22 protein-coding genes are annotated in these 24450 nt (G+C 71.2%); 5 read left to right on the top strand and 17 right to left on the bottom strand.

What is annotated here, in order from left to right; all coding sequences use genetic code 11:
- Nucleotides 1-131: 131 nt before the first annotated feature.
- From ACFXGN_RS19340 to ACFXGN_RS19305, 8 genes are all read right to left on the bottom strand, one after another.
- Nucleotides 132-686, bottom strand: a complete 555-nt coding sequence (locus ACFXGN_RS19340; RefSeq protein ID WP_384860463.1) for a hypothetical protein — start codon at nt 684-686, stop codon at nt 132-134.
- Nucleotides 687-946: 260 nt separating this feature from the next.
- Nucleotides 947-1426, bottom strand: a complete 480-nt coding sequence (locus ACFXGN_RS19335) for a hypothetical protein (RefSeq protein WP_384860460.1) — start codon at nt 1424-1426, stop codon at nt 947-949.
- Nucleotides 1427-1724: 298 nt separating this feature from the next.
- A complete protein-coding gene (locus ACFXGN_RS19330; protein ID WP_384860457.1) occupies nt 1725-2246 on the bottom strand; it encodes a DUF6879 family protein in 522 nt (173 codons plus the stop codon).
- Between the two features lie 62 nt (nt 2247-2308).
- Nucleotides 2309-2554: a DUF397 domain-containing protein gene (locus ACFXGN_RS19325; protein WP_384860454.1), complete on the bottom strand. Its 246-nt coding sequence runs from the start codon at nt 2552-2554 to the stop codon at nt 2309-2311.
- A gap of 138 nt (nt 2555-2692) precedes the next feature.
- Nucleotides 2693-3523 carry a S1 family peptidase gene (locus ACFXGN_RS19320; RefSeq protein WP_384860451.1) on the bottom strand — a complete coding sequence of 277 codons (831 nt, stop codon included), beginning with the start codon at nt 3521-3523 and terminating at the stop codon, nt 2693-2695.
- 118 nt (nt 3524-3641) lie between these two features.
- Nucleotides 3642-3947, bottom strand: a complete 306-nt coding sequence (locus ACFXGN_RS19315) for a DUF397 domain-containing protein (protein WP_384860448.1) — start codon at nt 3945-3947, stop codon at nt 3642-3644.
- A gap of 82 nt (nt 3948-4029) precedes the next feature.
- Nucleotides 4030-4275 carry a DUF397 domain-containing protein gene (locus ACFXGN_RS19310; protein ID WP_384860445.1) on the bottom strand — a complete coding sequence of 82 codons (246 nt, stop codon included), beginning with the start codon at nt 4273-4275 and terminating at the stop codon, nt 4030-4032.
- Complete coding sequence (locus ACFXGN_RS19305) at nt 4272-5135, bottom strand: helix-turn-helix domain-containing protein (RefSeq protein ID WP_384860443.1); 864 nt, start codon at nt 5133-5135, stop codon at nt 4272-4274. Before ACFXGN_RS19305 ends, ACFXGN_RS19310 begins: the two co-directional genes overlap by 4 nt.
- 90 nt (nt 5136-5225) lie before the next feature.
- Here ACFXGN_RS19305 and ACFXGN_RS19300 point away from each other — a divergent pair, with 90 nt between their 5' ends.
- Nucleotides 5226-5627 (top strand): ATP-binding protein, encoded by a 402-nt coding sequence (locus ACFXGN_RS19300; RefSeq protein ID WP_384860440.1) that lies wholly within the window; start codon nt 5226-5228, stop codon nt 5625-5627.
- Nucleotides 5628-5629: 2 nt separating this feature from the next.
- Here ACFXGN_RS19300 and ACFXGN_RS19295 read toward each other — a convergent pair whose 3' ends face one another.
- Nucleotides 5630-7936 carry an FG-GAP repeat domain-containing protein gene (locus ACFXGN_RS19295; RefSeq protein WP_384860438.1) on the bottom strand — a complete coding sequence of 769 codons (2307 nt, stop codon included), beginning with the start codon at nt 7934-7936 and terminating at the stop codon, nt 5630-5632.
- Nucleotides 7937-8398: 462 nt separating this feature from the next.
- Between ACFXGN_RS19295 and ACFXGN_RS19290 the strand changes: the two genes are divergently transcribed.
- A complete protein-coding gene (locus ACFXGN_RS19290; RefSeq protein WP_384860435.1) occupies nt 8399-8725 on the top strand; it encodes a nucleoside triphosphate pyrophosphohydrolase in 327 nt (108 codons plus the stop codon).
- 711 nt (nt 8726-9436) lie between these two features.
- A complete protein-coding gene (locus tag ACFXGN_RS19285; RefSeq protein ID WP_384860434.1) occupies nt 9437-10060 on the top strand; it encodes a peptidase inhibitor family I36 protein in 624 nt (207 codons plus the stop codon).
- A gap of 198 nt (nt 10061-10258) precedes the next feature.
- On the opposite strand, the gene ACFXGN_RS19280 is transcribed toward ACFXGN_RS19285, so the two are convergent.
- The 3 genes from ACFXGN_RS19280 to ACFXGN_RS19270 form a co-directional block, all read right to left on the bottom strand.
- A complete protein-coding gene (locus ACFXGN_RS19280) occupies nt 10259-10393 on the bottom strand; it encodes a hypothetical protein (RefSeq protein ID WP_384860432.1) in 135 nt (44 codons plus the stop codon).
- A 104-nt stretch (nt 10394-10497) separates the two neighbouring features.
- The gene (locus ACFXGN_RS19275; protein ID WP_384860429.1) at nt 10498-10974 is read right to left on the bottom strand and encodes a hypothetical protein; all 477 of its coding nucleotides are present in this window, start codon (nt 10972-10974) and stop codon (nt 10498-10500) included.
- A gap of 162 nt (nt 10975-11136) precedes the next feature.
- Complete coding sequence (locus ACFXGN_RS19270; protein WP_384860426.1) at nt 11137-11739, bottom strand: TlpA family protein disulfide reductase; 603 nt, start codon at nt 11737-11739, stop codon at nt 11137-11139.
- Nucleotides 11740-12270: 531 nt separating this feature from the next.
- Between ACFXGN_RS19270 and ACFXGN_RS19265 the strand changes: the two genes are divergently transcribed.
- Together ACFXGN_RS19265 and ACFXGN_RS19260 are read left to right on the top strand one after the other, a co-directional pair.
- A complete protein-coding gene (locus tag ACFXGN_RS19265) occupies nt 12271-12525 on the top strand; it encodes a hypothetical protein (protein ID WP_384860424.1) in 255 nt (84 codons plus the stop codon).
- Nucleotides 12526-12698: 173 nt separating this feature from the next.
- Nucleotides 12699-13886 (top strand): hypothetical protein, encoded by a 1188-nt coding sequence (locus ACFXGN_RS19260; protein WP_384860421.1) that lies wholly within the window; start codon nt 12699-12701, stop codon nt 13884-13886.
- Nucleotides 13887-14219: 333 nt separating this feature from the next.
- Here the strand turns inward: ACFXGN_RS19260 and ACFXGN_RS19255 are convergent, their stop codons facing one another.
- From ACFXGN_RS19255 to ACFXGN_RS19235, 5 genes are all read right to left on the bottom strand, one after another.
- A complete protein-coding gene (locus ACFXGN_RS19255; protein ID WP_384860419.1) occupies nt 14220-16484 on the bottom strand; it encodes an FG-GAP repeat domain-containing protein in 2265 nt (754 codons plus the stop codon).
- 89 nt (nt 16485-16573) lie between these two features.
- Nucleotides 16574-18781: an FG-GAP-like repeat-containing protein gene (locus ACFXGN_RS19250; RefSeq protein ID WP_384860416.1), complete on the bottom strand. Its 2208-nt coding sequence runs from the start codon at nt 18779-18781 to the stop codon at nt 16574-16576.
- Between the two features lie 300 nt (nt 18782-19081).
- Nucleotides 19082-20386 (bottom strand): FG-GAP repeat domain-containing protein, encoded by a 1305-nt coding sequence (locus tag ACFXGN_RS19245; protein WP_384860413.1) that lies wholly within the window; start codon nt 20384-20386, stop codon nt 19082-19084.
- A gap of 136 nt (nt 20387-20522) precedes the next feature.
- Nucleotides 20523-21806, bottom strand: a complete 1284-nt coding sequence (locus ACFXGN_RS19240) for an FG-GAP repeat domain-containing protein (protein ID WP_384860410.1) — start codon at nt 21804-21806, stop codon at nt 20523-20525.
- Between the two features lie 184 nt (nt 21807-21990).
- The gene (locus ACFXGN_RS19235; RefSeq protein ID WP_384860407.1) at nt 21991-24276 is read right to left on the bottom strand and encodes an FG-GAP-like repeat-containing protein; all 2286 of its coding nucleotides are present in this window, start codon (nt 24274-24276) and stop codon (nt 21991-21993) included.
- Nucleotides 24277-24450: the final 174 nt, after the last annotated feature.

The raw sequence follows: 24450 nt of genomic DNA, 5'->3' as shown, positions 1-24450 counted from the left end.
AATGACGAGCTGAATGCGAGTCAACAAGGCTTTGCGGAGACCTGGTTGGCCCGGAACGAACCGGTTCCGCCTGACACCCGCCCTGCTCCGGGCGCGGGTCCGGGCGCGGGTCGGCGGGAGGCGGTGTTCCGTCAGGAGCAGGTGACGTTGAACGTGGTCTCGTGGGAGGCTTCCACGTTGTTGTTCCAGCGGCCGATGCCGTCCTTCGTCTCCATGATGTAGCTCGACCACAGCTTCCAGCTGCCTTCGGAGCAGTCCTGGTCACGGCCTGTGGTGGCGACCGCGCCCTTCCCCCGCACCCCACTGAGGTTGGAATAGATCCCCCCGTCCGTGTATTCGGAGTTGGTGATCTGGAGGTGGGCGGGGTCCGCGATGCCGCAGCCGTTGGGCTCCGTCCAGCCCTCTCCGGCGAACACGGACCAGTGGCACTGGATCGTCAGCGTCGGGACGAGGGCGCCCCTCTCGTTGACGTTGAGACAGAGCTGGCTCTTCATCCGTCGGCTGTGGCCTTCGCCGAAGTCGACCCATTCCTCACTACAGGTGGGGCTGACCCTCGGGCTCACGGGCGCGGGTGCCAGAGCCGCAGGCACCGCCTGGGCGGGCGGCACGAGGGAGAACGAGAGGGCGAGGGCGCCGGTGGCGGCGAGAGCGGCGATACCGCACTGGAACTGACGGGAGTTGATCATGTGACATATGTATCGGAAGCCGACTCGAATGCTCTGCTTCAACCAAAGTGGATCATTCGAAGGAGTGCGGGGCGCGGTGCGATATTGACGGCTGGGGAAAGGGCGGCGCCGCCGCCGGTGTCGAGGTTCCGGCGGCGGGCGGTGGTGGCGGCGAGTGAGGCGCGGCCGTCGATGTCGTCGTGAGGTCGCGGGGGTGGGCGCTCGGTGCCTCAGGTCGGCTCGGTCGCGGCGACCGGAGCCGACCGCTTCCGGAAAAGGGTTCAGCCTTCCTCGGCGAACCGCCACAGCACGGGGGCGTCCAGCTGCTGCGTCTCTACGAGCTGAACAGGTCCGCCCGTGGTTCCGAGGAAGTGCCCGGGGTACTGCCTGCTCTGGATGGTTCCCCAGTGGCCCGTCCCTGCGGTCACGAACCACCTCTGGGGCTTGCCGGGGTTGGCCACGCACTCCACCAGCCCCACGTCCGCGGGGGTCAGGGCCTTGATGCACAGGTTGGTGCCCTTCAACTTCAGCTGGTACACGTCGGCGGCCGCCCCCGGGGGTGTCCGGAGCTCCCATTCGCCGCTCCTGCCGAATTCCTCAACGTCCAGGCTGTCGTACGGGCCGGGGCTGAGGAACAGATCCGTCTGCTTGTTGTAGATGTGGCCCTCCCTCGGCGCCGCGCTGGCCGGGAGCGTGGTGAGGGCACCGGCGCAGATTCCGACGGCCGCTGCCACCGCACAGGCTTTCTTCAGGGTGATCATGTCCATCACATCCTTCGGGGGTTCCGCTGGGACCGGCCACCCGAACGGGAGGCCGGGCGGCCCAGCAAACCCCCCGCCGCCCGGGAGACCCCCGCATTCCGGCGAACGTGGGCGAGGCCCGCACGAAGACGGTCGCCGCTCCCGCACGGCCCCGTCTCCGCCCGCGCGGTCCCGCCCCGGCCGCCTCCCCGCATCACCGCAGGGCGTCCCCGGACACGGCCTCGGCCGACGTCGGCGGCGAGCGGGGGCGTCCTGCCCGTCCCGGTCCCGCGCGGCGCGGCGCCGGGCCGGGCTCTGGTCACTCGCCGTGCTTCGCCCACCAGTCGGTGAAGGGGACGGCGTTCGCGAGGGCCGTGTCCCGGTAGGTGCGGAACTCCTGGGACCGGTCGTCCGGGAGGATCTCCGACCCGGTGTACGAGCCGTCCTCGGTGTACCGCATCACCGCCGGGGTGACGCCGTCGAAGAGCCAGAAGTCCGGCACGCCGTGCAGCGGATCGCTCCCGTCCGTGGTGTCGAGGACGAAGAACTCCTCCCCTCCGGTGGCGTTCTTCCGGTAGCCCCAGCCGAGTTCGAACCTCAGGTACGGCGTGAGGGGCCGGGAGAGGACGTGGACGCGGTAGACGCGTTTCCCGGCGCCCGTGTGGCGGCGGAGTTCCTCCACCCAGCCGTCGTTGTAGTCGGCGGGCTGGGGCTCTCCCGCGAGGAAGGCCCGGTACGCGTCCACGTTCCCGGACCCGCTGTAGTCGTCCAGGGTCTCCAGCCGGAAGGCTTCCTCCTCGAACGAGTCGAACAGGTCACCCAGGTTCCTGGCGTCCTTCACGGAGCCCCCTCTTCGCTGTTCAGGCCGACCGGCGGCGCCCGTGCGGGCGCCGCCGGGACGGGTCAGACGGTCGTCGTCGTGCTCACGAAGGCGGTCCAGGACGCGGGCGAGACGGCGAGTCGGGGACCCTCGGGGTTCTTGGAGTCCCGGATGTGGATGGTGGTGGGGTGCGCGGCGACTTCGACGCACTCGCCGCCCTCGCTGTCGCTGTGGCTGGACTTCTTCCAGTCGTACGCGACCTCGACGCACTCGCCGCCCGAGCCGCCGCTGTAACTGCTCTTGAACCAGGTCAGATCTGCCGTACTCATGGGCTCTCCCGATGGGTTGCCTGAGGACTCCGGTCGTACGCGTCCGGGGCGCTGGTTCCCCCCGGGTGGGACACGGTAGCCGAGCGGATTTCCCCGTCGTAAGGGCGCCGGTGACACCCCGGAGGACGGGAAGGGGTCCTACGAGGCGCCGCCGCGCCCGCCGTGGTCCCGCATGGTCTGGCGGATCCAGTGCGCGTAGGCGGGGGCGCTGGAGTAGAGGCCCGGTCCCTGCGAGCACGGTACGTTCGGGGCTCCGGGGCCCGAGGTGACCCCGACCAGCTCCCAGTCGCCGTTCCGGCCCTTCTGGAGCTGCGGCCCGCCGGAGTCCCCGAAGCACGCCATCGCCCCGGGCACGGTGCTGATCGTGCACAGCCGGGTCCGGTGCGCGTAGCCCGGGGCGCACTCGGAGGCGGCGCCCAGCCGGGTGTTCAGCTCCTGGAGCCGGTCCGGGAAAGCCAACGCGTCGTCCTCGGTGGTCCCGAACCCCAGGAGCCGGGTCGGTGTGCCCGGCCTTCCCGCCCGGTCCGCGATCCTGACCGGCTTCAGCGGGACCGGCGCGTCGAGCCGCACCAGAGCGACGTCGTCCTTGTTGGCGACCTTGTTCGCGCCGTTCACGTACCCCGGGTGGACGAAGGACCGGTCGATCTTCCGGACCACTCCGCCGGACTTCCGGTGATCGGAGCCGACCCTGACGACGCCTTCCAGCTCCAGCCCGTCGCCCCGCACGCAGTGCGCGGCCGTCAGCACCCACCGGGGGCTGATCAGCGAAGCCCCGCAGTTGCCGTCGAGCAGACCGTGCTTCGGCGCCGACATCGGGATCGTCGCCATGAACGGATACCTCTCGCTGGAGTCGTCCCCGTTCACGATCGCTCCCGCGCTCCCCGTCAGGAGGGTGGCGCAGGTGGCGGCGGCGAGGGCGCCCACGGCGAGGGCGCGGGCGGTACGACGGGACGGCGTGGCGCTGAACACGAAGAAGTTCCTTTTGTTCGGGAATCCGTACGCGTTCAGCCTGCTCGGTGGCGCGCCACCGGCCCATCCGGCCAGCGGGCCGGGTGGGGGTGGGGCCACCCCCACCCGCCCGGACCGGTCACGCTCCGGCGGTCACCCCGACGAACACGGACCACGACGCCGGGGAGACCGCGAGCTGAGGACCCTCAAGGTTCTTGGAGTCCCGGACGTGGATGGTGGTGGGGTGCGCGGCGACCTCGACGCACTCGCCGCCCTCGGGGCCGCTGTGGCTGGACTTCTTCCAGTCGCACGCGACCTCGACGCAGTTACCGCCCTCGGGGCCGCTGTAGCTGGACTTGCGCCACTCGTAAGCGACTTCGAGGCACTCGCCGCCCTCGCCGTCGCTGTAACTGCTCTTGAACCAGGACAGTTCCGTGGTGCTCATGGCTCTCCCCGCGTCTCGGAGTGTCTGCGCCCGGAGCCTTCGGCTCGGCGTGGCGCCACCCCTCAGGGCGGCGCCGTGCCGGTCATACCGTCGTGGCCACGTCCACAAACGTCGTCCAGGACGCGGGGGAGACCGCGAGCTGGGGGCCGTGGGGGTTCTTGGAGTCACGGACGTGGATGGTGGTGGGGTGAGCGGCTACCTCGATGCACTCGCCGCCCGAGCCGCTGCTGTAGCTGGACTTGCGCCAGTCGTAGGCGACCTCGATGCATTCGCCGCCCTCAGAGTCGCTGTAGCTGCTCTTGAACCAGGACAGTTCCACGGTGTTCATCCCTCTCCCAGCAGTTTCTCGATCCAGACCAGGGACTCGCTCTTGTTGAGTGCCTGCGACCGCAGGATGCCATAGCGCTCGGCGTACAGCCGCACCTCGTCCGGGTCGGTCACCAGCCGGGCGTGGCCGTAGATCTCGGTGTACGCGACCTCGCGCCGACCCTTCGGGGTGAGCATGGTGAACGAGCCACCCAGATATGGGTGTTCGTGCTTGTCCAGCGGCATGATCTGGAGCTCGACCGTCCGCTGCCGGGCCACTTCGAGGATGCGCAGCAACTGCTCGCGGTGGATCTTCGGGCCGCCGAACGGGCGCAGCAGGACGGCCGCCTCCAGGACGAAGCTGAGCGTCGGGGCGGGCCACTTCTCCAGCAGCGCCTGCCGCGAGGTCCGGTCCGACACTCGCTTGTCGACGGTCTCCTCGTCCAGCATCGGGCGGCGGTGCTCGAAGAGCGAGCGGGCATAGGCGGCGGTCTGCAGAATGCCCGGCACAGCCTGCACGGCGTAGTAGTGCAGGGCCACCGCCTCCGCCTCCGCCTTGGCGAAGTCCTGGAACCAGTCCGGATGTCGTACCCGCGCCCGCGCCAGCGCACCCCGTACGTCGTCCACGGCGGCGGCGAGGACGCCGCCCGCGTTCAGCAGCGGATCGACGGCGACGAGGAAGTCCGGCTGCGGGATGCGCACGCCCCGCTCGATCGCGGAGACGAGGTCCTCGCTGCAATGGGCGAGGGCGGCCAGCTCCGACTGGCTCAGGCCCGCGTTTCTGCGCAGGACCTTGATGATTTTCCCGAGCGCCCTGAAGAGGTGCGTCGTACCGTCCACCATGGAGGGCCGTTCCGGCCGCTCATCCGCGTTCCCTGACATCCGTACCGCCCTTTGGCGCACTCGTACAGTCACTCAACGTCGCCGCGTCGCTGCTGGTCAGACTAGGGCGGGCCCCCCAATCTCTGGGGCATGAATTCCGAAACATCCACCCCAATCGGTGAGTTCACGCTACGGCTCTCCGGAACGCGCCGGGGCGCGCGCCTCGCGCGCTTGTTCGCGGTGCACCAGTTGGACGACTGGCACGTGACGGGCCGGGCGGCCGAGGCCGTCGCGCTGGTCGTCGCGGAACTGGCGAGCAACGCGGCCCGGCACGGCAAGGTCGCGGGCCGGGACTTCGAGGTGCGGATGTGGCACCACGGGGACCACGTACGGGTGGAGGTGTCCGACGCGCGGGGCGAGCGCCGCCCGCTGCCGTCCACGGAGCCCGACGAGGGAGGCTACGGCCTGCTCCTCGTCGGGGCGCTGAGCACCGCGTGGGGCACCAGGGACCGGGCCGTCGGCAAGACGGTCTGGGCGGTCGTCCCGGTATGAGGTCAGAAGACGAGGCGCCCGCCGAAGGCGCCGGGGCGGCTGTAGACCTCCTCGCGGGGCGCGAAGGGCGCGCGCCAGTCGCCGGTGTTCCGGTAGACGTACGGGGTGCCCGCCGCGTCGGCCAGCAGGTCGGGGCGGCCGTCCCGGTCGTGGTCGCCGAAGGAGACGACCGCGTTGTAGGCGTTCCAGCCGCCGCCGATCCTGGTCCGGGGCGCGTAGGTGCCGTCGCCCTTGCCGAGGTACAGCCAGAGGACACCGGCCCGGTCGCGGGCGACGAAGTCCCCGCCGGGGGCGCCGCCGACGTTCCCGGTGACGGTGATCAGGTCGTAGACGCCCCAGCCGGTCCCGGCCTTCACGCGCGGGGCGAAGGGCTTCACGGCGTCCCCGGTGCCCTTGTAGAGCCAGAGGAGACCGGACTTGTCGGTGGCGAGGAGGTCGGGGCGGCCGTCGCCCGTCAGGTCGGGGCCGCCGGTGATCTGCTCGTAGACCTGCCAGCCGCCGCCGATCCGGACGGGGGCGGCGAGACCGGTCCCGGTGCCCTGGTGGACGCGGAGGACGCCCGCCGGGTCACGGCTCAGGATGTCGGCGTGGGGGGTTCCGCCGAGGTCGCCGGGGGTGAGGAGCCGGTCGTAGGCGCCCCATCCGGTGCCGAGGGCGTCGGGGCTTCCCGGGCGGGCGGCCTGCCCGAGGGTGCCGAGGCTCTGGGCGGCCAGGGCGTCCCCGTCCCGGGCGAGGATGTCGGGGGCGCCGTTGTCGTTGAAGTCGTGCGGGACGGCCTCGCGGGTGACGGTGAAGGAGCCGTCCGCCTCGACGGCCGGGCCGATGCCGTTGCCGGGCCTGGCGGTCATCCGCCAGGTATACGCGCCGTTGGGGGCGGGGAAGAGGGGGGTGCTGAGGGCGCCGGGCTGCCGGACCTTGCCGTCCCACGCCACCGACATGGTGGTGGTGTCGTCGATCCGGCGGCCGGAGAGCGTCCGGGTCCTGCCCGTGGCCGTGTGGGTGAGTTCGAGGGTGAGGGGCGGCCAGGGCCGGTCGAAGGTGAAGTTCAGGGCGAGGGGGGCCGCCTGGCGGTCCAGGTCGAACCGCCCGGGGGTCTCCTGGCCGTAGAGCGTGAGCGCGGTCGGCTTCCCCGTGGTGGCCACGAGCCGGGCCGACGGCCTGCCGTCCGGGCCTGTGGCGATCCGGTACAGGCCCTCGCCGTCGGCGAGCGTGCCGCCGCGCAGCAGCGCGGTGCCGTCGGGCCCGGCGACGGAAGTGACGAAGTGGTCCAGGAGCGGGACCGTCTCGTCGGTCGTCAGGGACCGCGCGGTCAGGGTGTACGAGGGACGGTTCACCACGGACGTGAAGCCCTCGCGCGTCCCGTACAGCAGCCAGCCGCCGGAGAGGAGTTCGATGTCCAGGCCGCCCGCGCGGAGGACCGTGACGCGCTTGGTCTCCCCGGTGGCGCGGTGGACCACGACCACGGTCCGGTCGTGCGAGGAGGGGTTCGACTCGACCCAGGCGACATGGGTCGAGTCCACGGCGACCTCGGTGTTGTTCCCGCTGGGCGGCCCCGACTCGTACGTGCCGACGACCTTGCGGCTCGTCACGTCGACCAGGGCGACGGAGGTGAAGGGCGAGCCGCTCGGGCCGGTCGTGTACCGGAAGGCGAGGGTGTCGGCGCTGCTCTGGGCGACCAGAGCGGCCCGCGCGCCCTCCGGCAGACCGGTCACCGTGCCGTCGGTGAGCGTGCCGTCCTCGGCCCTGGTGATGAGGTGGATCTCCCGGTACCCGGCCGCGTCGGTCCTCAACGAGAACAAGGTGGCGGGGCCGACGGCCCGACCCGGACCGTAACCGCTGCCGAGGAGGGCGGTGTCGATGACGACGGGCTCCGCGCCCGTGTCCAGGTCGCTGAGGGTGTGGACGGTGCCTTCGCGCCGCGTCGTGACGGCGGTGCCGCCCAGCGGGGGGAGGGTCCCGGCGGGCAGGACGGTCGCCGTGCCGTCCTCGTACCGCGTCCAGGTGGTGGGCGTGGGGATGCCGGCCGAGGGGTACTGGGTGAAGAACCCGGTCCGGCCCGCGCTCTTGAGCGTCTCGTGGTCGGGGAACGGCACGGTGACACCGCCGGGGTCGGCCGCGAGGGCGGCTCGCGGGGCGGCGGCCGGGGGTGCGGCCAGGGCCGGGGAGACGGCCGGGGGCGCTGCCTGGGCCGGGGAGACGGCCGGGGGAGCTGCCTGGGCCGGGGAGACGGCCGGGCCGAGGCCCGCCGTCACGGCGAGGGCGACGGCCACGGCCGCGGTGAGCCGGTGGTGGCTGCGTGCTCGGGACAAGGTGGGTGTTCCTCCGGAAGTCGTGCGGTCATGGCGACACGCCATGACCGCACGACCCTCGGGGAGCCGGGATGGTTGTACGCCGGGAGTCGTCAGTTCTCCGTACGCCAGGCTGAATTCGGCCGTATTCCCTCCGAACCGGATGGGCGGGGCGGGGGCGGTGCCGCGCAGGGCGGTCGCCGCGAGGACCGGGCCGCCGGACCGGACGGGGACGGCGGGGGCGGTCACGGGGGCGCCGCTGGTCACCGCCGCGCCGGGGGCGGAGCGGGGGAGGGGAGGGCGGACCGGTGGCGGGACGGGCCGGACGCGGCTGCGGTGCCGGTTAGAACGGGAGGTCGGGGAATCCCTCGGCAGATGGGTCAGGGCCCCCTGTCGGAGGCCGAGGGGGTCTCCCTAGGCTGCGACGGGATCAGGACGGCGTGCGGGGACCGCCTCGCGGCGACAGGGTCAGGGAGAGTGCGGATGAATCGTCACAGCGCGCACGGCAAACTGGTTCGGGACCGGATCCCGCAGATCATCCGTGACGCCGGGGAAGAGCCGGTCACCTACGAGGCGGACACCGAGGAGTACCAGAGCCGCCTGCGGGACAAACTGGCCGAGGAGGTCGCCGAGTTCCTCGCGGCGGACGAGGAGTCGGCGCCCGAGGAACTCGCGGACGTACTGGAGGTCGTCCGCGCGCTCGCCGGTGAACTGGGCGTAGGCCCCGACCAGTTGGAGAAGCTCCGCGAGGCCAAGGCGGAGGAGCGGGGCGGCTTCGCCGACCGGATCGTGTGGACGGGCAACCGCTGAAGGCGGCTTGGCGGGGGGCCCGGCGGGGAGTCCGGGTGCCGGGCGCCGGGTGCCGGGTGCCGGGCCCTGGGCCCCGGGTGCCGGGCGTCGGGCGTCGGGCCCGGGCGTCGGGCGTCGGGCCCTGAGCTTGCACCGGAGTCCGCCCCGGGGCGCGGCCGGGCCCCGGGCCCTTGCGGGCCCGGCACGTGCGGGCGTTCGTGAGCGCGGGGGCGAGTGAGCGCGGGGACGCGTGAGCGCGGGGGTACGGGGACGCGTGAGCTCGGGGGCGCGGCGGCGCGGCTCACGCCCCCGGCCGTGCAAGGACCGCGTGGCACGCCCCGGGACCCGTCCCCTCCCCACGGGCCCGGCACGTGGGGCCGTTCGTGAGTGCCCGGTTCCGAACCCGCTGGGACCCGGTGCCCGGCAGGTTCGGATCGGGCGGGGCCCGGACCGTGGTGACCACGGTGGCTCCGGGAACGATCGGGCTCCTCGGGCGGATTCCGGCACGAGGTGCTGGTCGGCACCTCCATGCGGCCGTGCAGGGGGCAGGGAGCAGGGGGGCAGGGGGCGCCACTCTTTCAGATGAATGCCCCGTCACCCCCGGAACCGGATTCCTCTCCTCCCGTATTGATCTCATCGATATCCACTCAGGTGGCACCGGGTGGCGCGAAGGGCGAAGGGCCCGGAAGCACGGCCCTTCCCCGAAGAGCGCCGACAGGAAGGCTGGAGTACATGACGAAGCGCTTTGCGCGGGCGGCCCGCGCGATCCGTCTGGTCGGGGTGGCGCTGGTGACGGTCGCGGGCACGGGGATGCTCGCCGCCCCGTCCGCGAACGCGGCGGAGCAGTGCTGGGGCGAGGACGTGTGCGTGTGGGACCAGAACGACGGGCAGGGGCAGATCTACCGCTTCTCCACCCCGGCGGACGGCGCCTGCCTCGCCCTTGACGACGTCACCTGGCCCGACGGCACCAAGTCGGGGCCCAAGACCATCCACAACGCCGGGTCCGGCGGGCTGGCGGGCTTCGACAGCGCCGACTGCTCAGGCACGTCGCTTGGAACGCTGGGCCCCAACAACTACGCCAACATGTCCCACGCCCGGTCGTTCCGGGTGTTCGACTGCGAGAGCGGAAAGATCTGCTTCTGGGAGAACGACAACTACTCCGGGACGAAGAAGAGCGTGGACTACGCGGACTCCTGTTCGCCCATCGGGATCACCGGCAAGTCGGCGTGGAACCGCTCCGGCAAGGCCATCGGCCTCTACGACGGCACCTTCTGCGTGGGATCCGCCTGGAAGGGCGACGTCGCCTCCGGCGCCTTCGCCACGACGAGCGGCGCCAGCAGGATCAGCCGCGTCTGACAGCACTCCGGGCCAGTGGGGCCGGTCCCTCCGGCACACCGCACGGAAGACCAGCCCCACAGCCCCCACAGGCCGCACCCGCACCCTCGCTCCGAACTTCGCCGCCCTGTCAGTGCCCCACGGGCGAGACCCCAGCGAACGCCGCGCGGCCACAGCGGGACCCGTTCGGAAACGGGCGCGCGAGCGCGGGCGCACGGCTCACGCCCCCGGCCGGGCGAAGGAGGCCGCGTCCCGCAGGGCCTCGATCCGCTGCCAGGGGTCGGGCAGCACATTGAGGACGAACATCGAGGTGACCAGGCCGAAACCGGTCCGCCAGCAGCGGGCGTCCGTCATCCGCGATAGTGGGATGAATTTGCGATATCGGCCGGGAACGTGGTGGCCGTAAAAGACTGGGAGAGCCGGATGAACCGGCTCTCCCAGGCGGTTCCGTGTTGCTGCTAACAGAATGCGGCCTGGTTTCCGCCGCGCATACTGCCGGAGTCGGCTCCCCAGCTGTTGCTGCCGATCTTGGCGTACGCGAAGACCCGGACGCACTTGTTCCCGGAGGTCAGGGTGACCGGCCCCGCGTACTGGGTGTAGTTCCCGGAGTCCTCGACGTACCCGCCCGAAGCGAGGTCAGGGGTACAGCCGGACGAGGGGCTCGTCTCGGTGCACCGCTGGATGGAGACGTGCATCTCGTGCGGTGTGCCGTGACTGGTGTGGAGGATGGCGCAGTTCTTCTTGGTCGAGCTGTTCCAGTAGACCTCGACCTTGTGGTAGCTACCCATCTGCTGGTAGTCGACCAGGGAGCCGCTGCACGAGGCTGCGGCCCGGGCCGGGGCCGCAGCCGCGGCCTGGGCCGGAGCCGCGGGTGACAGGACCAGCAGGCCTGCGGCGACTGCCAGGGTCGTGAGGACCGTACGCAACTTACTCATGTTTCTCCCTGAGGGTGCGGCGGTGTTGTCACGAGACCCTAGGAAGAGAATTCATCGGAATGCCATGTTCATGAAAGACATGTGACCCACGACATGTCGGGAGGGATTTCATTCCGCCATTAATGCGTGCCCATCAAGCCGACATGACAGAGTGGGGGTAATTCATTTCTCGGCGATCAGAGGATCGATCATGGATCGGAGTTGCTCTTCGTCGACGGCCATGGCCGCCCGTGCGGCGATCTTGCCGTCCCGGTCGAGAATGATCGTCGAGGGGATGCCGTTGGGGATCAGCGTCCCCTTGGGGAATCCCCTGAGGATCAGTTCGCCGTGCGGATCGTAGAGGCTCGGGTACGCGACCTTGAACTCTTCTTCGAAGGCCAGCGCGGGCTGCTTGTTGAAGTCGCGGGTGTTGAGGCCGACGAACTCCGCGCCCTTGCTCTTGAGGTCCTTCGAGACCTTCGCGAAGTGAGGTGCCTCGGCGCGGCACGGCGGGCACCAGGAACCCCAGATGTTCAGGACGACGACCTTGCCCTTGAGGGCGGCGACATCGAGCCGTGAACCGTCCAGGGTCTCGCCGACCAGAGCCCCGGCTGCCTGGCGCTTGTCCTTGGCTACGGTCGCGATGCCACCTTCGCTCGTCACGAAATTCGTACCCCCTCCGCCGGACGTGCCCCCCGCACCCGAACCGCAGGCGGACAGGGCGAGAGCGGTCGACACCGCTCCGGCGGCGAGCAAGGTGCGGCGTAAGGCGTGGTTTTGGCTCATGAGGTGATTTTCGCACGGGTGTTGTGGCCGCCCGGGGTCGGCTCGGGGCAGTGGCGGCACCGGGCCTCCGGGCCGGACGCCGGGCTCGTCGGCGGCTCGGCAGGGCGACGGTGGCCTCGGTGCGGGGCCCGTGCGCGTGCGGCCTGCGCGGTGCCGCAACGTACGCGATCGACCGGGAGAGCATCCCCGGCGACGGCCTGGACGACGTCGATGTCTCCGGCCCGGCCGATGCCACGCCGCCCGCGCTCGGTGAGGCGATCCGGACGTTTCTCGCCCCGGTCGAGACGACCGGGGATCTTGAAGGCTTCGGTGACCAGGAAGGCCGTAGGGTCGGCAACGCCGACCGTGACCGAGCGATGGTCGGCAGCGGCGGTCTCGTCGTGCGGGGCCTGGTCCTCGCACGCACATGCGTTTCAGGCCGACAGTTCAGGGGCCGCTCTGGACGACCTTGGCGGATGCCATGATGAGAGGGGCGGGATGGTGTTTCCCGTACCTCGGATGACGCCGACACCTCACGACAAGGGACGCGACATGGCAGCCGGAACCACCGAAAGCCCTGCAACCCTCTATGGGCCTGTTTCACTCGGCCTTGGTATCGCAGCGCTTATCGCCGCGTTCTTCCTGGGCATCTTCGGCATCCTGGCCGGCAGCCTCGCGATCGTCTTCGGCGTCCTCGGCCTGATCAGCAAGATCAATCGGGGGAAGTGCGCCATCGGTCTCGCCACCGGCGCCGTCGGTGTGCTCTACCCGCTCTCTTTCCTTTTCGTCTTCACCGGCGGTTTCTGACCGCCTCGGCCCCCTACGGGCCTGCGGTTCTGGCCATTGTCCATAGGGGCACTGTCCCGATAATCACTTACGCCTCTCCCTTCCCCATCCTTAAGGTCGCTGGCAGGTGCCTGACATAGGGGTGCCCGATCCCGCGGCTCGTTCGCGGGATCAACGGGGAACAAGGGGGAGAAATGCAGCTCTCACGCTTCACAAAGGCGACGGCGCTTTCCGCGGCCCCGCTCGTGATCGTCACGGGCGGGTTCCAGGCGACTGCCATCGCCTCCGGCTCCGCGACCTTCTCCGACCGGACCGGGGCGACGTTCGCCACATTAGCGCTGTCCGGCAATTCCGGCGGCGGGCTCGAGAACGTGACCGGCTTCAGTTCGAACAGCGCCCAGGGTGAGAACCTTCGGACCCAGGGCTTCGGCGTCCTGCGAGCCGCCTCCGGTGAGACCGCGGTCGTCGACGTCTCTTCCGCCCGCGAGGGCATCACCGCAGCAGCCGGCAAGGACTTCGTGGAACTGTCCTGGAAGGGCTACTCCGAGAACGCCCGTTACGTCGTCACCCGCGACGGCAAGGAGCTGGCCCGGCTGGCGGCGGGCGTACGGTCCTTCCGGGACACCAGCGTCAGGGCGGGCGGGCAGTACGCCTACCAGGTCGTCCCGTTGCTCCCCGAGGGCGGCCACCCCGAGGCCAGGCTGTGGGGCATGAACGTCTCCGTCCCCGCCACCGGTTCCCTCGCCGGCCTGCGCGAGGAAGCGGTCGAGCGAGCCACTGCCGCCGCCGTTGCCCAGACCTCCACGCTGAGCTGGATCGCGTTCCTTCCGTTCACGAAGGTGGACGCCCCTCCGGCGGGCTGTGACTACACCAGGGGCTACCAGTACGGCGGCGACGGCCGCACCGGATTCGACTGGAGGTCGAGCAAGTACCGCGCGGCCTTGCACGCCAACGTCACCTGGAGCAACAAGAAGGTGGTCGGCCATAAATCGGTCTCGCCCACCTACGTCTACAAGAAGTCGACCGGCAGGCAGGTCGCCAAGCGGACCGCCACGGACCGGCACATGACCGCCAAGAAACTGGGGTCCGGCGCGAACTACGTGGACATCCGGCTCGTCATGCACGCCGTCAACCCGTTCTGCAGCGGGCTGGGTGGAATCAAGGGAGCCATCAGCGGCGCCGCCACCATCAACATGACCAAGAGCGGCAACTGGACCATACGTTCCGGCAAGCACCGGCTGATGCCGAACCACCACATCTACATCTACAACGGCGGCCGGGTCACCAACGTCTACACCCGCAAGTACGTGGGTCTGCCCTGTCTGATCGGGACGGTCCTGTGCCAGGAGGCAGACCTGACGGGGCTCTACGGCAGGTTCTGACAGGCCGGTTCGTGATTCTCCGATCAGCCTCGCGCTTCCACGAAGCGGGCTGTCCAGCTGGTGATCAGGACAGCGGAAAGCGCCTCCGACGGAACGCGGCGGCCTTCGTACGACACCCACCCGGGACCTCGGCCTGACCGAGGAGGACGTACGGGCGCACCTGCCGCGCTTCGAGGCTCTCGCCTGGCGCCGCCGACCTCATCGCCCGCACGGCCCACGCCCTGACCCCGACCACGGCCGGGGCGGCCTGAGAACCCGGCCTCCGGGGCCGGTCCGGGGCCGTTCCGGGCCCGGGAGGACCCCCGGCCCCGGACCGGCCCCGGAGCGGACGCCCTAGAAGAGGGTCGCGTGGCCCGTGCCCATGTCCTCCGGGGTGTACGCGGCATGGCGGGGCCCGAACGGCTTCCGCCAGTCGCCGGTGCCCTCGTAGAACGCGACCGTGTCGAGGGAGCCACCGGCCTTGCCCTGGGCGACCAGGTCGGGACGGCCGTCGCGGTCGACGTCGCCGACGCCCACGATGTCGTCGAAGCGGTCCCAGCCCGCGCCGACCTTCGTCCGGGGCGCGAACGTGCCGTCGCCCTTGCCGAGGTACAGCCACAGCACCCCGGCGGAGTCGCGGGTGACCAGATCGCCCGCCGGACCCCCGGCGATGTTCCCGACGGCGGCGATCCGGTCGTAGATCCCCCAGCCGAAGCCGGTCTTCCGGCGGGGCGCGAAGGGCGCCGAGGCGTTCCCCGTGCCCTTGTACAGGTACAGGTCCCCGGCCTTGTCGACGGCGAGCAGGTCGGAGCGGCCGTCCCCGGTCAGATCGCTGCCGCCGGTCAGGTGACGGTAGGTCCCCCAGCCGCCGCCGATCCTCTTCCGGGGCGCCAGGGCGTGCCCGGTGCCGGAGTGCAGCCACAGGACGCCCGCCCGGTCCCGGGTGACGATGTCGGCGTACGGGGAGGCGTCGAGGTTCCCGGGGGCCACGACCCGGTCGTAGGCCCCCCAGCCGGTCGCCAGGACCGTCGGAGTGGCCCGGAAGCCGATGGCGCTCAGGTAGAGGACCTGGCGGGCGTCGTAGTTCAGGACCTGGCCCGTGCTGTCCCTCATGAGCAGGTCCGGGACACCGCTGTCGGAGAAGTCGTGCGGGGCGGGGCGTCCGGTGAGCGTGAGCGTGCCGGTGCGCACGGCGGTGGGTCCGATCCCGTTCTGCGGGCGGGCGGTCACCTTCCATGTGTAGTCGCCGAGGAAGGCCGACGAACCGTTGTTGAAGACGCCCGACCATGACATGCCCACGCGGCCCGGCCGGTCCAGGCGGTACGGCGTGGCGGTCCAGCGCTTCCCGGACGCCTTGTGGGTGACGGAGACGTCGATGTGCGAGGGCCGGTCGACGTCCCAGTACAGGCTGACCCTGCCCTCCCGGCCGACGCGCGTGAAGTCGAAGCCGGTGGGGACGGGCAGGCCGTCGGAAGCCGCGATCCCGACCGCGAGGGGCAGGCCCGTGCTCGCCACGGGTGTGACGGCCGGAGCGCCGTCCGCCCCGGGGGCGATCCGGAAGATCCCCTGGCCCTGACCGAGGGTGCCGCCCTGCACCAGGGACCGGCCGTCCCCGGACTCGGTGACGACGCGCGAGAAGCCGTCCAGGAGCGGGACGGTCCGCCCGGTCGTGAGGGACCGGGCCGTCAGCGTGTGGAAGGGGTCGGGCTCGGTGGCCGCGACCCCTCCCGGCACGCCGTACGTCACCCAGTCGTCGCCGAGCAGCCCGACCTCGACCAGGCCCTTCGTACCGACCGGGACGCGTGCCACGACGTCCCCGCCGCGCCGGGCCACCACGACGGTCGTCGTCCCGTCGGCGGCCTTCTCCGTCCACGTCAGATGGGTGGCGGAGGAGGCGACGTCCGTCCCCCAGCCGCCCGTCTCGGCGGCGGCGGGAGTGGCGCGGTCGTCGGCGACCGCGAGGGCGGCGAGGTCCACGACGGCGATCCGCTTGCCGGAGACCCCGTCGACCGTGCCCCGGTAGAGGACGGTGAGGGTGCCGGGGGAGTCGCGTTCGACGCGGAGCACCTGGGCGTCGGCGGGCAGCCCGGTCACCTCGCGGTCCCGGAGGGTGCCCCCCGGCCGGTCCACGAGGTGGAGCGCGGTACCGCCCGCGCCGTTCGGGACCTCCACGAGGAGGGCGGTGCCCACCGGCCGTACGAACGAGTTCCCGGCGCCCAGGGGAGCGGTGTCGATCACCACGGGGGCGGCGCCCGTCGCCAGGTCGTACAGGCTCTGGACACTGCCGTCCCGCCTCAGGACGACGTCGCTGCCGACGTTCCCGATGTACGTGCCGTCCGGCAGCCGGGTCGTCATGCCGTTGGAGTACCGCGTCCAGCGGTAGACCCACCCGCTGTCCTCCCGGCCACGGGTCAGGAAGCCGGACGGGCCGGTGCCGGTGACGACGGAGTCCGCCGGGACCGGGATCACCTCCTGCCGGGCCTGCCCCGCCGCCGCGACGGTTCCGGGCGCGGCCAGGGCGGGGGCGGTGGGCAGGACGCCGGTCGCGACGGCCGAGACGGCGAGCGCGACGGCGACGGACAGGGCGAGACGGTGACGGGGTCTGCGGGAGCGGGACACGACGGTGGTTCTCCTCGGAACGTGCGGGTGCGGCGCGGCGCGCCGCACCCGCAGGACTCGCGGGGAGGTCGAATGGTTGTACGGCCAGGTCAGAAGACCTTGTTGTATTCGCGTGCGTCCCAGCGGAGGAACACCTCGGTGGGCTTCCTCTCCTGGAAGGGGGCCCGCCAGTTGCCGCTGCCCTGGTGGATGTAGATCGTGTTGTACGGCCCGATGGCGTACACGTCGGGGCGTCCGTCCATGGTGGCGTCGCCGATGCCGACGATGTGGGTGTACTGGTTCCATCCCGCGCCGATCCTGCTGCGGGTGGCGAAGGTGCCGTCGCCCTTGCCGAGGTAGAGCCAGAGGACACCGTTCTTGTCGCGGGCGACGAGGTCCCCGGCGGGTCCGCCTGCGAGGTTCCCGACGGCGGTGATCTTGTTGTAGATCCCCCAGCCGAAGCCGGTCTTCTTGCGGGGCGCGAAGGGGGCACTGGCCTTTCCGGTGCCCTTGTAGAGGTACAGGTCCCCGGCCTTGTCGACGGCGACGAGGTCGGCGCGTCCGTCCCCGGTGAGGTCGCTGCCCCCGGCGAGCTGGTTGTAGATGCCCCAGCCACCGCCGATCTTCACGCGCTGGCCCAGGGGCGTTGCCTGGTCCGCGCCGGTACCGGGGTGGAACCAGAGGGCGCCCGCGCCGTCGACGCCGATGACGTCGGGCGCGTTCGTCCCGGCGACATCGCCGACGGACTCCAGTTGCCGGTAGCCCTGCCAGCCATGGCTGACGTCGCTGTCCCCCTCGACGACCCTGCCCCGCGAGACGTCGTAGACGGTGTCCATCCGGCGGAGGCCGCCCCACTTGTCCCGCGCGAGCAGATCGGGGGTCCCGTTGCTGCCGAAGTCGTGCGTCTTGGGCGAGCGGACGAGCTTGAAGTCGCCTCGGGCGTTCACGTCCGGGCCGATGCCGTCGTACGGCTTCGCGGTCAGCTCCCAGGAGTAGTCGCCGTTGGGCATGGGCACCCCCGGGTGGTCGGAGTGCTCGTAGAAGTTCCCGTGCCAGAGGAAGCCGACGGACTCGCCGTACACGTCCTCGAATTTATGGTTGTAGACGCGGCCGGTCTTCTTGTGGGTCAGCCTCACGGTGGCGTCGAACCTGGAGTGGGACAGGGTCCAGGAGAAGTTGTACCGGCCGTTCATGGGATCGGTGTTCACGACGGGACCGATGGTCGTGCCGACCAGCTTCAGGGCCGTCTCCTTGCCGGTGGTGGCGATCTTCACGACGGACGTGTCGCCGTGCCGCGCCATGTCCAGCCGGTAGATGCCGTCGCCGTGCTCGATCGAGCCGCCCCGGACCAGCAGGACGTCCCCCCATCCGGGCACCGTGTCGATGACCTTGTCGAGCACCTTGACCGTGGTGCCGTCGGTGAGGGAGTGGGCGAAGAGGCCGTGCTTGCCCCGGAGGGTGTAGGCGACGAAGTCCCCGAAGAAACCCTTCGCGGCGCCGATGCCGTCGACGGCGATCCGCCGCTCCGCGCCGGTGGCCCGGTCGGTCACGACGAGACCGCCCGCGTCCGTGCGGACCGTCCTCGTGGCGGAGAGGACCGGTGTGTCCGGGAGCGTGGCGGTCACCTTCGCCGAGGCCAGGTCCACCGTCAGGGTGCCGGTCGTGCCCGGGGTGCCGGTCGACTCGTACGAGACGACGGCGGTGCCCCCGGCTCCGGACGTCCCCGTCACCGAGCCCATGTCCGCCGGGACGCCGGTGATCTTCCGCGCGGTGAGCGCGGAGCCGTCCTTCGAGACGAGGTGGAGCTCCTTGGGGCCGGGCTCGGCCCCCGACTGGACGAGGAGCGTGGAACCGTACAGGCCCACCATCGTGTGGGTGGCGCCCAGAGTACGGAGGTCGTGGACGACCCCGGGCTTCTCGGGCGCGGACATGTCCCGCAGCCGGACGACCCGGTGCCCGTCGTTCTTGCCCACGGCGACGATGTCGGAGACCAGGGCGTTGGGCAGCGCCATGTCCGAGGAATCCGGCCCGGTCACCGCGTCCGCGCCGCCGTCGCGCCGGAACCAGGTGCCCCCCACCATCCAGATGCCGTCGCGGGCGTAGGTGGTGTTGCCGAGGAAGCCGCTCGGGCCCGCACCGGTGAGCGTGGTGTCCAGCGGGAACTTCGGCAGTGTCTCCGCCGCCGTCACCGCGGCCGTCCGCGTTCCGGCGGCCTCACCCGGCGTCGCGACGGCGGCGGGCGCGGTGGCCAGCGCGGTGGCGGCGAGGACGGTGGTGATCGCGGCGGCGAGGGTCCGCCGGGCAGTGCCAGGGGTCACGTTCTTCTCCTCCGGGAGGGGGCGGCACGCACACCTGTGCGGGCCGTTATGTCGGACATGTGGAGAGGGGTGGAAGGTTGTACGGGGTCGGGGGAGAGGCTTCCCAACCGCCTGCCCGCCTTGGTGGCGGGTGTTCCGGGCGGCCGACCGGCCCTGGTGGAGGGTGCTCCGGGCCGCCGACCCGGCCTGGTGGAGGGTGTTCCGGGCCGCAGACCGTCCTCCCCGCCGACGGGAGTCCGGGCCGCCGACCGCCCCCGGCCGACGGGGTGTTCCGGCCCGCCGACCGCCCCCGGCGGACCGTCAGAAGATCTTTTCCACGTGCTGCAGGGGGAGGTCCGCCAGGACCTTGGTGGTCTTCCGGGTCCGGAACGGGGTGTGCCAGTCGCCGGTGCCGGAGTAGGTGTAGACGGTGTTGTACGGCCCGATGGCGTACAGGTCGGGGGTGCCGTCCAGGGTGGCGTCGCCTATGCCCACGATGTGGGTGTACTGGTTCCAGCCCGCGCCGACCCTGGCGCGGGGCGCGAAGGTCCCGTCGCCCTTGCCGAGGTACAGCCACAGGACGCCGTTCCTGTCCCGGGCCAGGAGGTCTCCGGCGGGGGCCCCGCCGATGTTCCCGGTGGCGATGAGCTTGTCGTAGATGTTCCAGCCGAAGCCGGTCTTCCTGCGGGGCGCGAAGGGGGCGTCGGGGTTCCCGGTGCTCTTGTAGAGCCAGAGGTCCCCGGTCTTGTCGACGGCGACGAGGTCGGCGCGTCCGTCGCCGGTCAGGTCGCTGCCCCCGGCGAGCCGGTCGTAGACCTCCCAGCCCCGGCCGACCTTCACGCGCGGGGAGACGCCCGGCCTGCCGGTGCCCTGGAAGAGCCAGAGGTAGCCGACGCGGTCGATGCCGATCAGGTCGCCCGCGTCCGTCCCGGCGACGTCACCGACGGCCTCCAGCTGGGGGTAGTACTCCCAGCCGCTGCCGAGCGGCGAGGAACCCGCCGGGGCGACCTCGGACACCCTGCCGTCGTAGAAGGTGTCCTTCGCCGTCAGGCCGCCCTGGAAGTCCCGGAAGAGCAGGTCGGGCGAGCCGTTGTCGCTGAAGTCGCGGGGGTGGGTGTCCCGGGTCAGCCTGAAGGTGCCGCTGGTGTCCAGGTCCGGGCCGACGCCGTCCTGTGGCTTCGCGGTCAGCCGCCAGGAGTAGTCGCCGCCGGGCGCGCGCACGCCCGGACCGTACTGCCAGGAGGTGAGGTCCCCCGACCAGCCGAACTGGACGATGCTGCCGGGCTGCCGCGCCCGCCAGCTCTGCTTCAGCCCGGTTTGCCGATGGGTCAGCTCCACGGTCCAGTCGGCGGCGGAGCGGGACAGGGTCCAGCTCAGGAAGGTGTCTTCGCGGGGAGCGGTGAGCCGGACGACGGGGCCGAGGGACGTCCCGACCAGGGACAGGGCGGGGTCCTCGGTGGCGGAGGCGGAGGCGGAGGCGGTGGCGGTGGCGGTGGTGGCCGAGGCGGCCGGGGCGGTGCCGGGCCGGGGCACCGCCGTCGCGGCGGGGGCGACGGCCAGGGCGGTGGCGGCGAGGACGGTGGTGATCGCGGCGGCGAGGGCCCGCCGGGCGGTGCCAGGGGTCACGTTCTTCTCCTCCGGGACGGGGGGCGAACGGCGCGTACACACGCACGCGTCGTTCGCTCAGACAGGCGATCGGAGGGAAAGGTTGTACGCGCCCCAGCGGCGGATGGCGTGACCGGCATCCGCCGCTGATGAACCGTCAGAAGACCTTGCCGGTCAGGGCGTACGACCTGTTCGCGAGCACATCGGTGGACTGCCGCAGGGTGAACGGGACCCGCCAGTGGCCGCTGCCCGGGTGGATGTAGACGGTGTTGCTGGGGCCGATGCCGTAGAGGTCGGCGCGCCCGTCCCGGGTGGCGTCGCCGATGCCGATGATGTGGGTGTACTGGTTCCATCCCGCGCCGATCCTGCTGCGGGTGGCGAAGGTGCCGTCGCCCTTGCCGAGGTAGAGCCAGAGGACACCGTTCTTGTCGCGGGCGACGAGGTCTCCGGCGGGTCCGCCCGCGAGGTTTCCGACGGCGGTGATCTTGTTGTAGATCCCCCAGCCGAAGCCGGTCTTCTTGCGGGGCGCGAAGGGGGCGCTGGCCTTTCCGGTGCCCTTGTACAACCACAGGTCTCCGGCCTTGTCGACGGCGACCAGGTCGGCGCGGCCGTCGCCGGTCAGGTCGCTGCCCCCGGCGAGCTGGGTGTAGACGCCCCAGCCGCCGCCGATCCACACGCGCGGAACGAGGGGTGCCGCCTCGTGCGCGCCGGTGCCGGCGTGGAACCAGAGGCCGCCCGTGGTGTCGATGCCGATGACGTCGGGCGCGTTCGTCCCGGCGACGTCGCCGACGGACTCCAGCTGGCGGTAGCTCTTCCACTCGCCGAAGACGGAGATGGAGGCGTCGGCCTCGACCACCTTGTGCCGTGCGTAGTCGTAGGTGGTGTCCACCCTCATCGTGCGTCCGTTGACGTCGCGCAGGAACAGGTCGGGGGTCCCGTTGTCGTTGAAGTCGTGGATCTTGAGGGAGCGGACGACCTTGAAGTCCCCGCCGGTCTTCAGCTCCGGGCCGGTGCCGTCGTGCGGCTTCGCGGTCAGCTTCCAGGAGTAGTCGCCGTTGGGCGCGGGCAGCCCCGGGTGGTTCGAGCGTTCGAAGAGGTTCCCGTGCCAGATGAAGCCGAAGGACCCGGTGGAGTCCGTGTCGTCGAACTGCCGGACCTCCTTCCAGCCGGTCCCCTTGTGGGTCAGCTCCACGGTGGCGTCGACGTTCCCGTGGGACAGGGTCCAGGAGAGTTCGGTCTGGCCGCGCAGGGAGTCCAGGTTCACGACGGGGCCGAGGGACGTCCCGACCAGGGTCAGGGCGGGGTCCTCGGTGGCGGAGGCGGCCGGGACGGCGCCGGGCAGGGGCACCGCCGTGGCGGCGGGGGCGGTGGCCAGCGCGGTGGTGGCGAGGACGGTGGTGATCGCGGCGGCGAGGGTCCGCCGGGCCGTGCGAGGGGTCATGTGTTTCTCCTGCGGAGAGTGAGCGGCACCTACGCGCGCGTACGTGCCGCCGTATCGGACATGCGTACGACAGAAGAGGGTTGTACGTGACTCCGGTGGTGGTGAGCGGCGGTGCGGGCAGCCGCTCACCACCACCGGTCCGTCACCGGCGGTCCGTCACCACCGGTCCGTCACCGGCGGTCCGTCAGAACACCTTGTCGACGAAGGTTCCGTTCATGCCGGACAGCACGTCGGTGGGAGTCCTCTCCTGGAAGGGGGCCCGCCAGTTGCCGCTGCCCTGGTGGATGTAGACGGTGTTGTGCGGTCCGTAGGCGTAGAGGTCGGGGCGGCCGTCCATGGTGGCGTCGCCGATGCCGACGATGTGGGTGTACTGGTTCCAGCCCGCGCCGACCTTGGTGCGGGCCGCGAAGGTGCCGTCGCCCTTGCCGAGGTAGAGCCAGAGGACACCGTTCTTGTCGCGGGCGACGAGGTCTCCGGCGGGTCCGCCCGCGAGGTTTCCGACGGCGGTGATCTTGTTGTAGATGTTCCAGCCGAAGCCGGTCTTCTTCCGGGGTGCGAAGGGGGCGTTGGGGTTTCCGGTGCCCTTGTAGAGGTACAGGTCTCCGGCTTTGTCGACGGCGACGAGGTCGGCGCGTCCGTCGCCGGTCAGGTCGCTGCCTCCGGCGAGTTGGTTGTAGACGCCCCAGCCGCCGCCGATCTTCACGCGCGGGGCGAGGGCCGATTCGCCGTCCAGTCCGGTGCCGGGGTGGAACCAGAGGACACCGGCGCTGTCGATGCCGATGACGTCGGGCGCCTTCGTCCCGGCGACGTCGCCGACGGACTCCACCTGGCGGTAGCCCTGCCAGCCACGGCCGGCATAGTTGCTTCCGTCCCCTTCGGCGACCCTTTCCCGCCAGGTGTCGTAGGTGGTGTCCACCGTCATCAGGTTGCCGCTGGTGTCGCGGACGAGCAGGTCGGGGGTCCCGTTGTCGTTGAAGTCATGGATCTTGGGGGAGCGGACGAGCGTGAAGTCGCCGCTGGCCTCCAGGTCCGGGCCGATGTTGTCGTGCGGCTTCGCGGTCAGCTTCCAGGAGTACGCGCCGTTGGGCGCGGTCAGTCCCGCCTGGCCTTGGCGCCGGTCGAAGTCCCCGTCCCAGAGGAAGTGGATGGACCGTGAACCGTGGTTGGTCCTGTACGTGAACTTCTGCCTGGTCGCTTTGTGGGTGATCTCCACGTCGGCGTCGAAGTCGTCGTGGGACAGATCCCAGGACAAATAGACCCGGCCGTTCATGGGGTCGAGGTCCACGACGGGGCCGATCGAGGTCCCGAGCAGCTTCAGGGCGGTTTCCTCGCCGGTGGAGGCGATCAGTGTGGCGGCCGGAACGCCGTCCGTGCCGGTCGCGATCCGGTAGATGCCCTCGCCCTGCTCGACCGTGCCGCCCCGGACCAGCAGCGTCCCGTTCGGCGCGGCACTGATGCCGGTGGCCTTGTCGAGCAGCTTGACCGTGCTGCCGTCGGTGAGGGAGCGCGCGGAGAACGCGGGAGCCGTGCCACGGGTGGTGTAGGCGACGAAGTCCCCGAAGAGGGCGAGGGGGCCGTCGAGTCCGGTGAGGGCGATCCGGGTGCCGGTGCCGGAGGCCCGGTCGGTCACGACCAGACCGCTCGCGTCCCGACGGACGATCTTCGTGGCGGAGAAGGCCGTGCCGTCCCGGTCCGTGTACGGGTGGGTGACGGACGCGGTGGCCGAGGCCAGGTCCACCGTCACCGTGGCGTGGCCGTACGAGGTACCGGTCTTCTCGTAGGAGAGGAACGCGCTGCCGGGAAGGCCGTCCGCCTCGGTCACGCCACGGATGTTCCCGGGGACGCCGGTCACCTTGCGGTCGGTGAGGGTGTTCCCGGCCTTGGTCACCAGGTGGAGTTCCTTCGGCTCCCCGCCGACGCCCACTTCGACGAGGAGCGTGGAACCGTGCAGGCCCACGGCCCTGTGGGTGGGGCCCAGGGTGCGCAGGTCGAAGAGGACCGGGGCCGTACCGGCGGGCGCGGACATGTCGTGCAGCCGGACGACCTGGCCGTCGTAGTGGGTGGCCACGGCCACCATGTCGGAGACGAGCATGTTGATCATCGCGCGACTCTCGGCCCACGCCTCGACGAGCAGGGTCGAGGTGCCGTCCGGCCGGTACCAGCGGTAGTCGTAGGAGAGGTAACCCTCTGAGTTGTACTGCCCGTTGGTGGCGAAGTAGCCGCTCGCACCGGCCCCGACGAGCCGCGCCGAGGCCGGGATCTTCGGCACGGCCTGCGCCTTCGCGGCCGGTGCCGCCGCCCCGGCCGCTCTCGCCCCGGGCACCGCCGTCGCGGCGGGCGCGGTCGCCAGCGCGGTGGCGGCGAGGACGGTGGTGATCGCGGCGGCGAGGGCCCGCCGGGCGGTGCCAGGGGTCACGTGCTTCTCCTGAGGAGTGGCGAACGGCACCTGCTCGTGTGCAGGTGCCGTCATGTCAGACACACGTACGAAGGCGAGGGTTGTACGTGACTCCGGTGGTGGGGGGGGGGGGGGGGGGCCGCCCCCCCCCCCCCCCCCGCCCCCCCCCCCCAGTAACCCAACCAGCCTGACCCGAGCCGGGGTAACCAAAAAGATAAAACTAAAATTAAGATAAAGAAGGACAAACCC

The sequence above is a fragment of the Streptomyces sp. NPDC059247 genome (assembly GCF_042754005.1).
Taxonomy (GTDB): domain Bacteria; phylum Actinomycetota; class Actinomycetes; order Streptomycetales; family Streptomycetaceae; genus Streptomyces.
The sequence above is the reverse complement of the archived record's forward strand: the minus strand, read 5'-3'. Positions and strand labels throughout refer to the sequence as shown.

Excerpts from the sequence above, each read along its gene's own strand:
- ACFXGN_RS19235 (WP_384860407.1), bottom strand. The coding sequence starts at position 24,276 with ATGACGGCACCTGCACACGAGCAGGTGCCGTTCGCCACTCCTCAGGAG.
- ACFXGN_RS19310 (WP_384860445.1), bottom strand. The coding sequence starts at position 4,275 with ATGAACACCGTGGAACTGTCCTGGTTCAAGAGCAGCTACAGCGACTCT.
- ACFXGN_RS19260 (WP_384860421.1), top strand. The coding sequence starts at position 12,699 with ATGCAGCTCTCACGCTTCACAAAGGCGACGGCGCTTTCCGCGGCCCCG.
- ACFXGN_RS19280 (WP_384860432.1), bottom strand. The coding sequence starts at position 10,393 with ATGACGGACGCCCGCTGCTGGCGGACCGGTTTCGGCCTGGTCACCTCG.
- ACFXGN_RS19240 (WP_384860410.1), bottom strand. The coding sequence starts at position 21,806 with ATGACCCCTCGCACGGCCCGGCGGACCCTCGCCGCCGCGATCACCACC.
- ACFXGN_RS19335 (WP_384860460.1), bottom strand. The coding sequence starts at position 1,426 with ATGATCACCCTGAAGAAAGCCTGTGCGGTGGCAGCGGCCGTCGGAATC.
- ACFXGN_RS19300 (WP_384860440.1), top strand. The coding sequence starts at position 5,226 with ATGAATTCCGAAACATCCACCCCAATCGGTGAGTTCACGCTACGGCTC.
- ACFXGN_RS19315 (WP_384860448.1), bottom strand. The coding sequence starts at position 3,947 with ATGAGCACCACGGAACTGTCCTGGTTCAAGAGCAGTTACAGCGACGGC.
- ACFXGN_RS19270 (WP_384860426.1), bottom strand. The coding sequence starts at position 11,739 with ATGAGCCAAAACCACGCCTTACGCCGCACCTTGCTCGCCGCCGGAGCG.
- ACFXGN_RS19325 (WP_384860454.1), bottom strand. The coding sequence starts at position 2,554 with ATGAGTACGGCAGATCTGACCTGGTTCAAGAGCAGTTACAGCGGCGGC.
- ACFXGN_RS19340 (WP_384860463.1), bottom strand. The coding sequence starts at position 686 with ATGATCAACTCCCGTCAGTTCCAGTGCGGTATCGCCGCTCTCGCCGCC.
- ACFXGN_RS19305 (WP_384860443.1), bottom strand. The coding sequence starts at position 5,135 with ATGTCAGGGAACGCGGATGAGCGGCCGGAACGGCCCTCCATGGTGGAC.
- ACFXGN_RS19285 (WP_384860434.1), top strand. The coding sequence starts at position 9,437 with ATGACGAAGCGCTTTGCGCGGGCGGCCCGCGCGATCCGTCTGGTCGGG.
- ACFXGN_RS19275 (WP_384860429.1), bottom strand. The coding sequence starts at position 10,974 with ATGAGTAAGTTGCGTACGGTCCTCACGACCCTGGCAGTCGCCGCAGGC.
- ACFXGN_RS19290 (WP_384860435.1), top strand. The coding sequence starts at position 8,399 with ATGAATCGTCACAGCGCGCACGGCAAACTGGTTCGGGACCGGATCCCG.
- ACFXGN_RS19265 (WP_384860424.1), top strand. The coding sequence starts at position 12,271 with ATGGCAGCCGGAACCACCGAAAGCCCTGCAACCCTCTATGGGCCTGTT.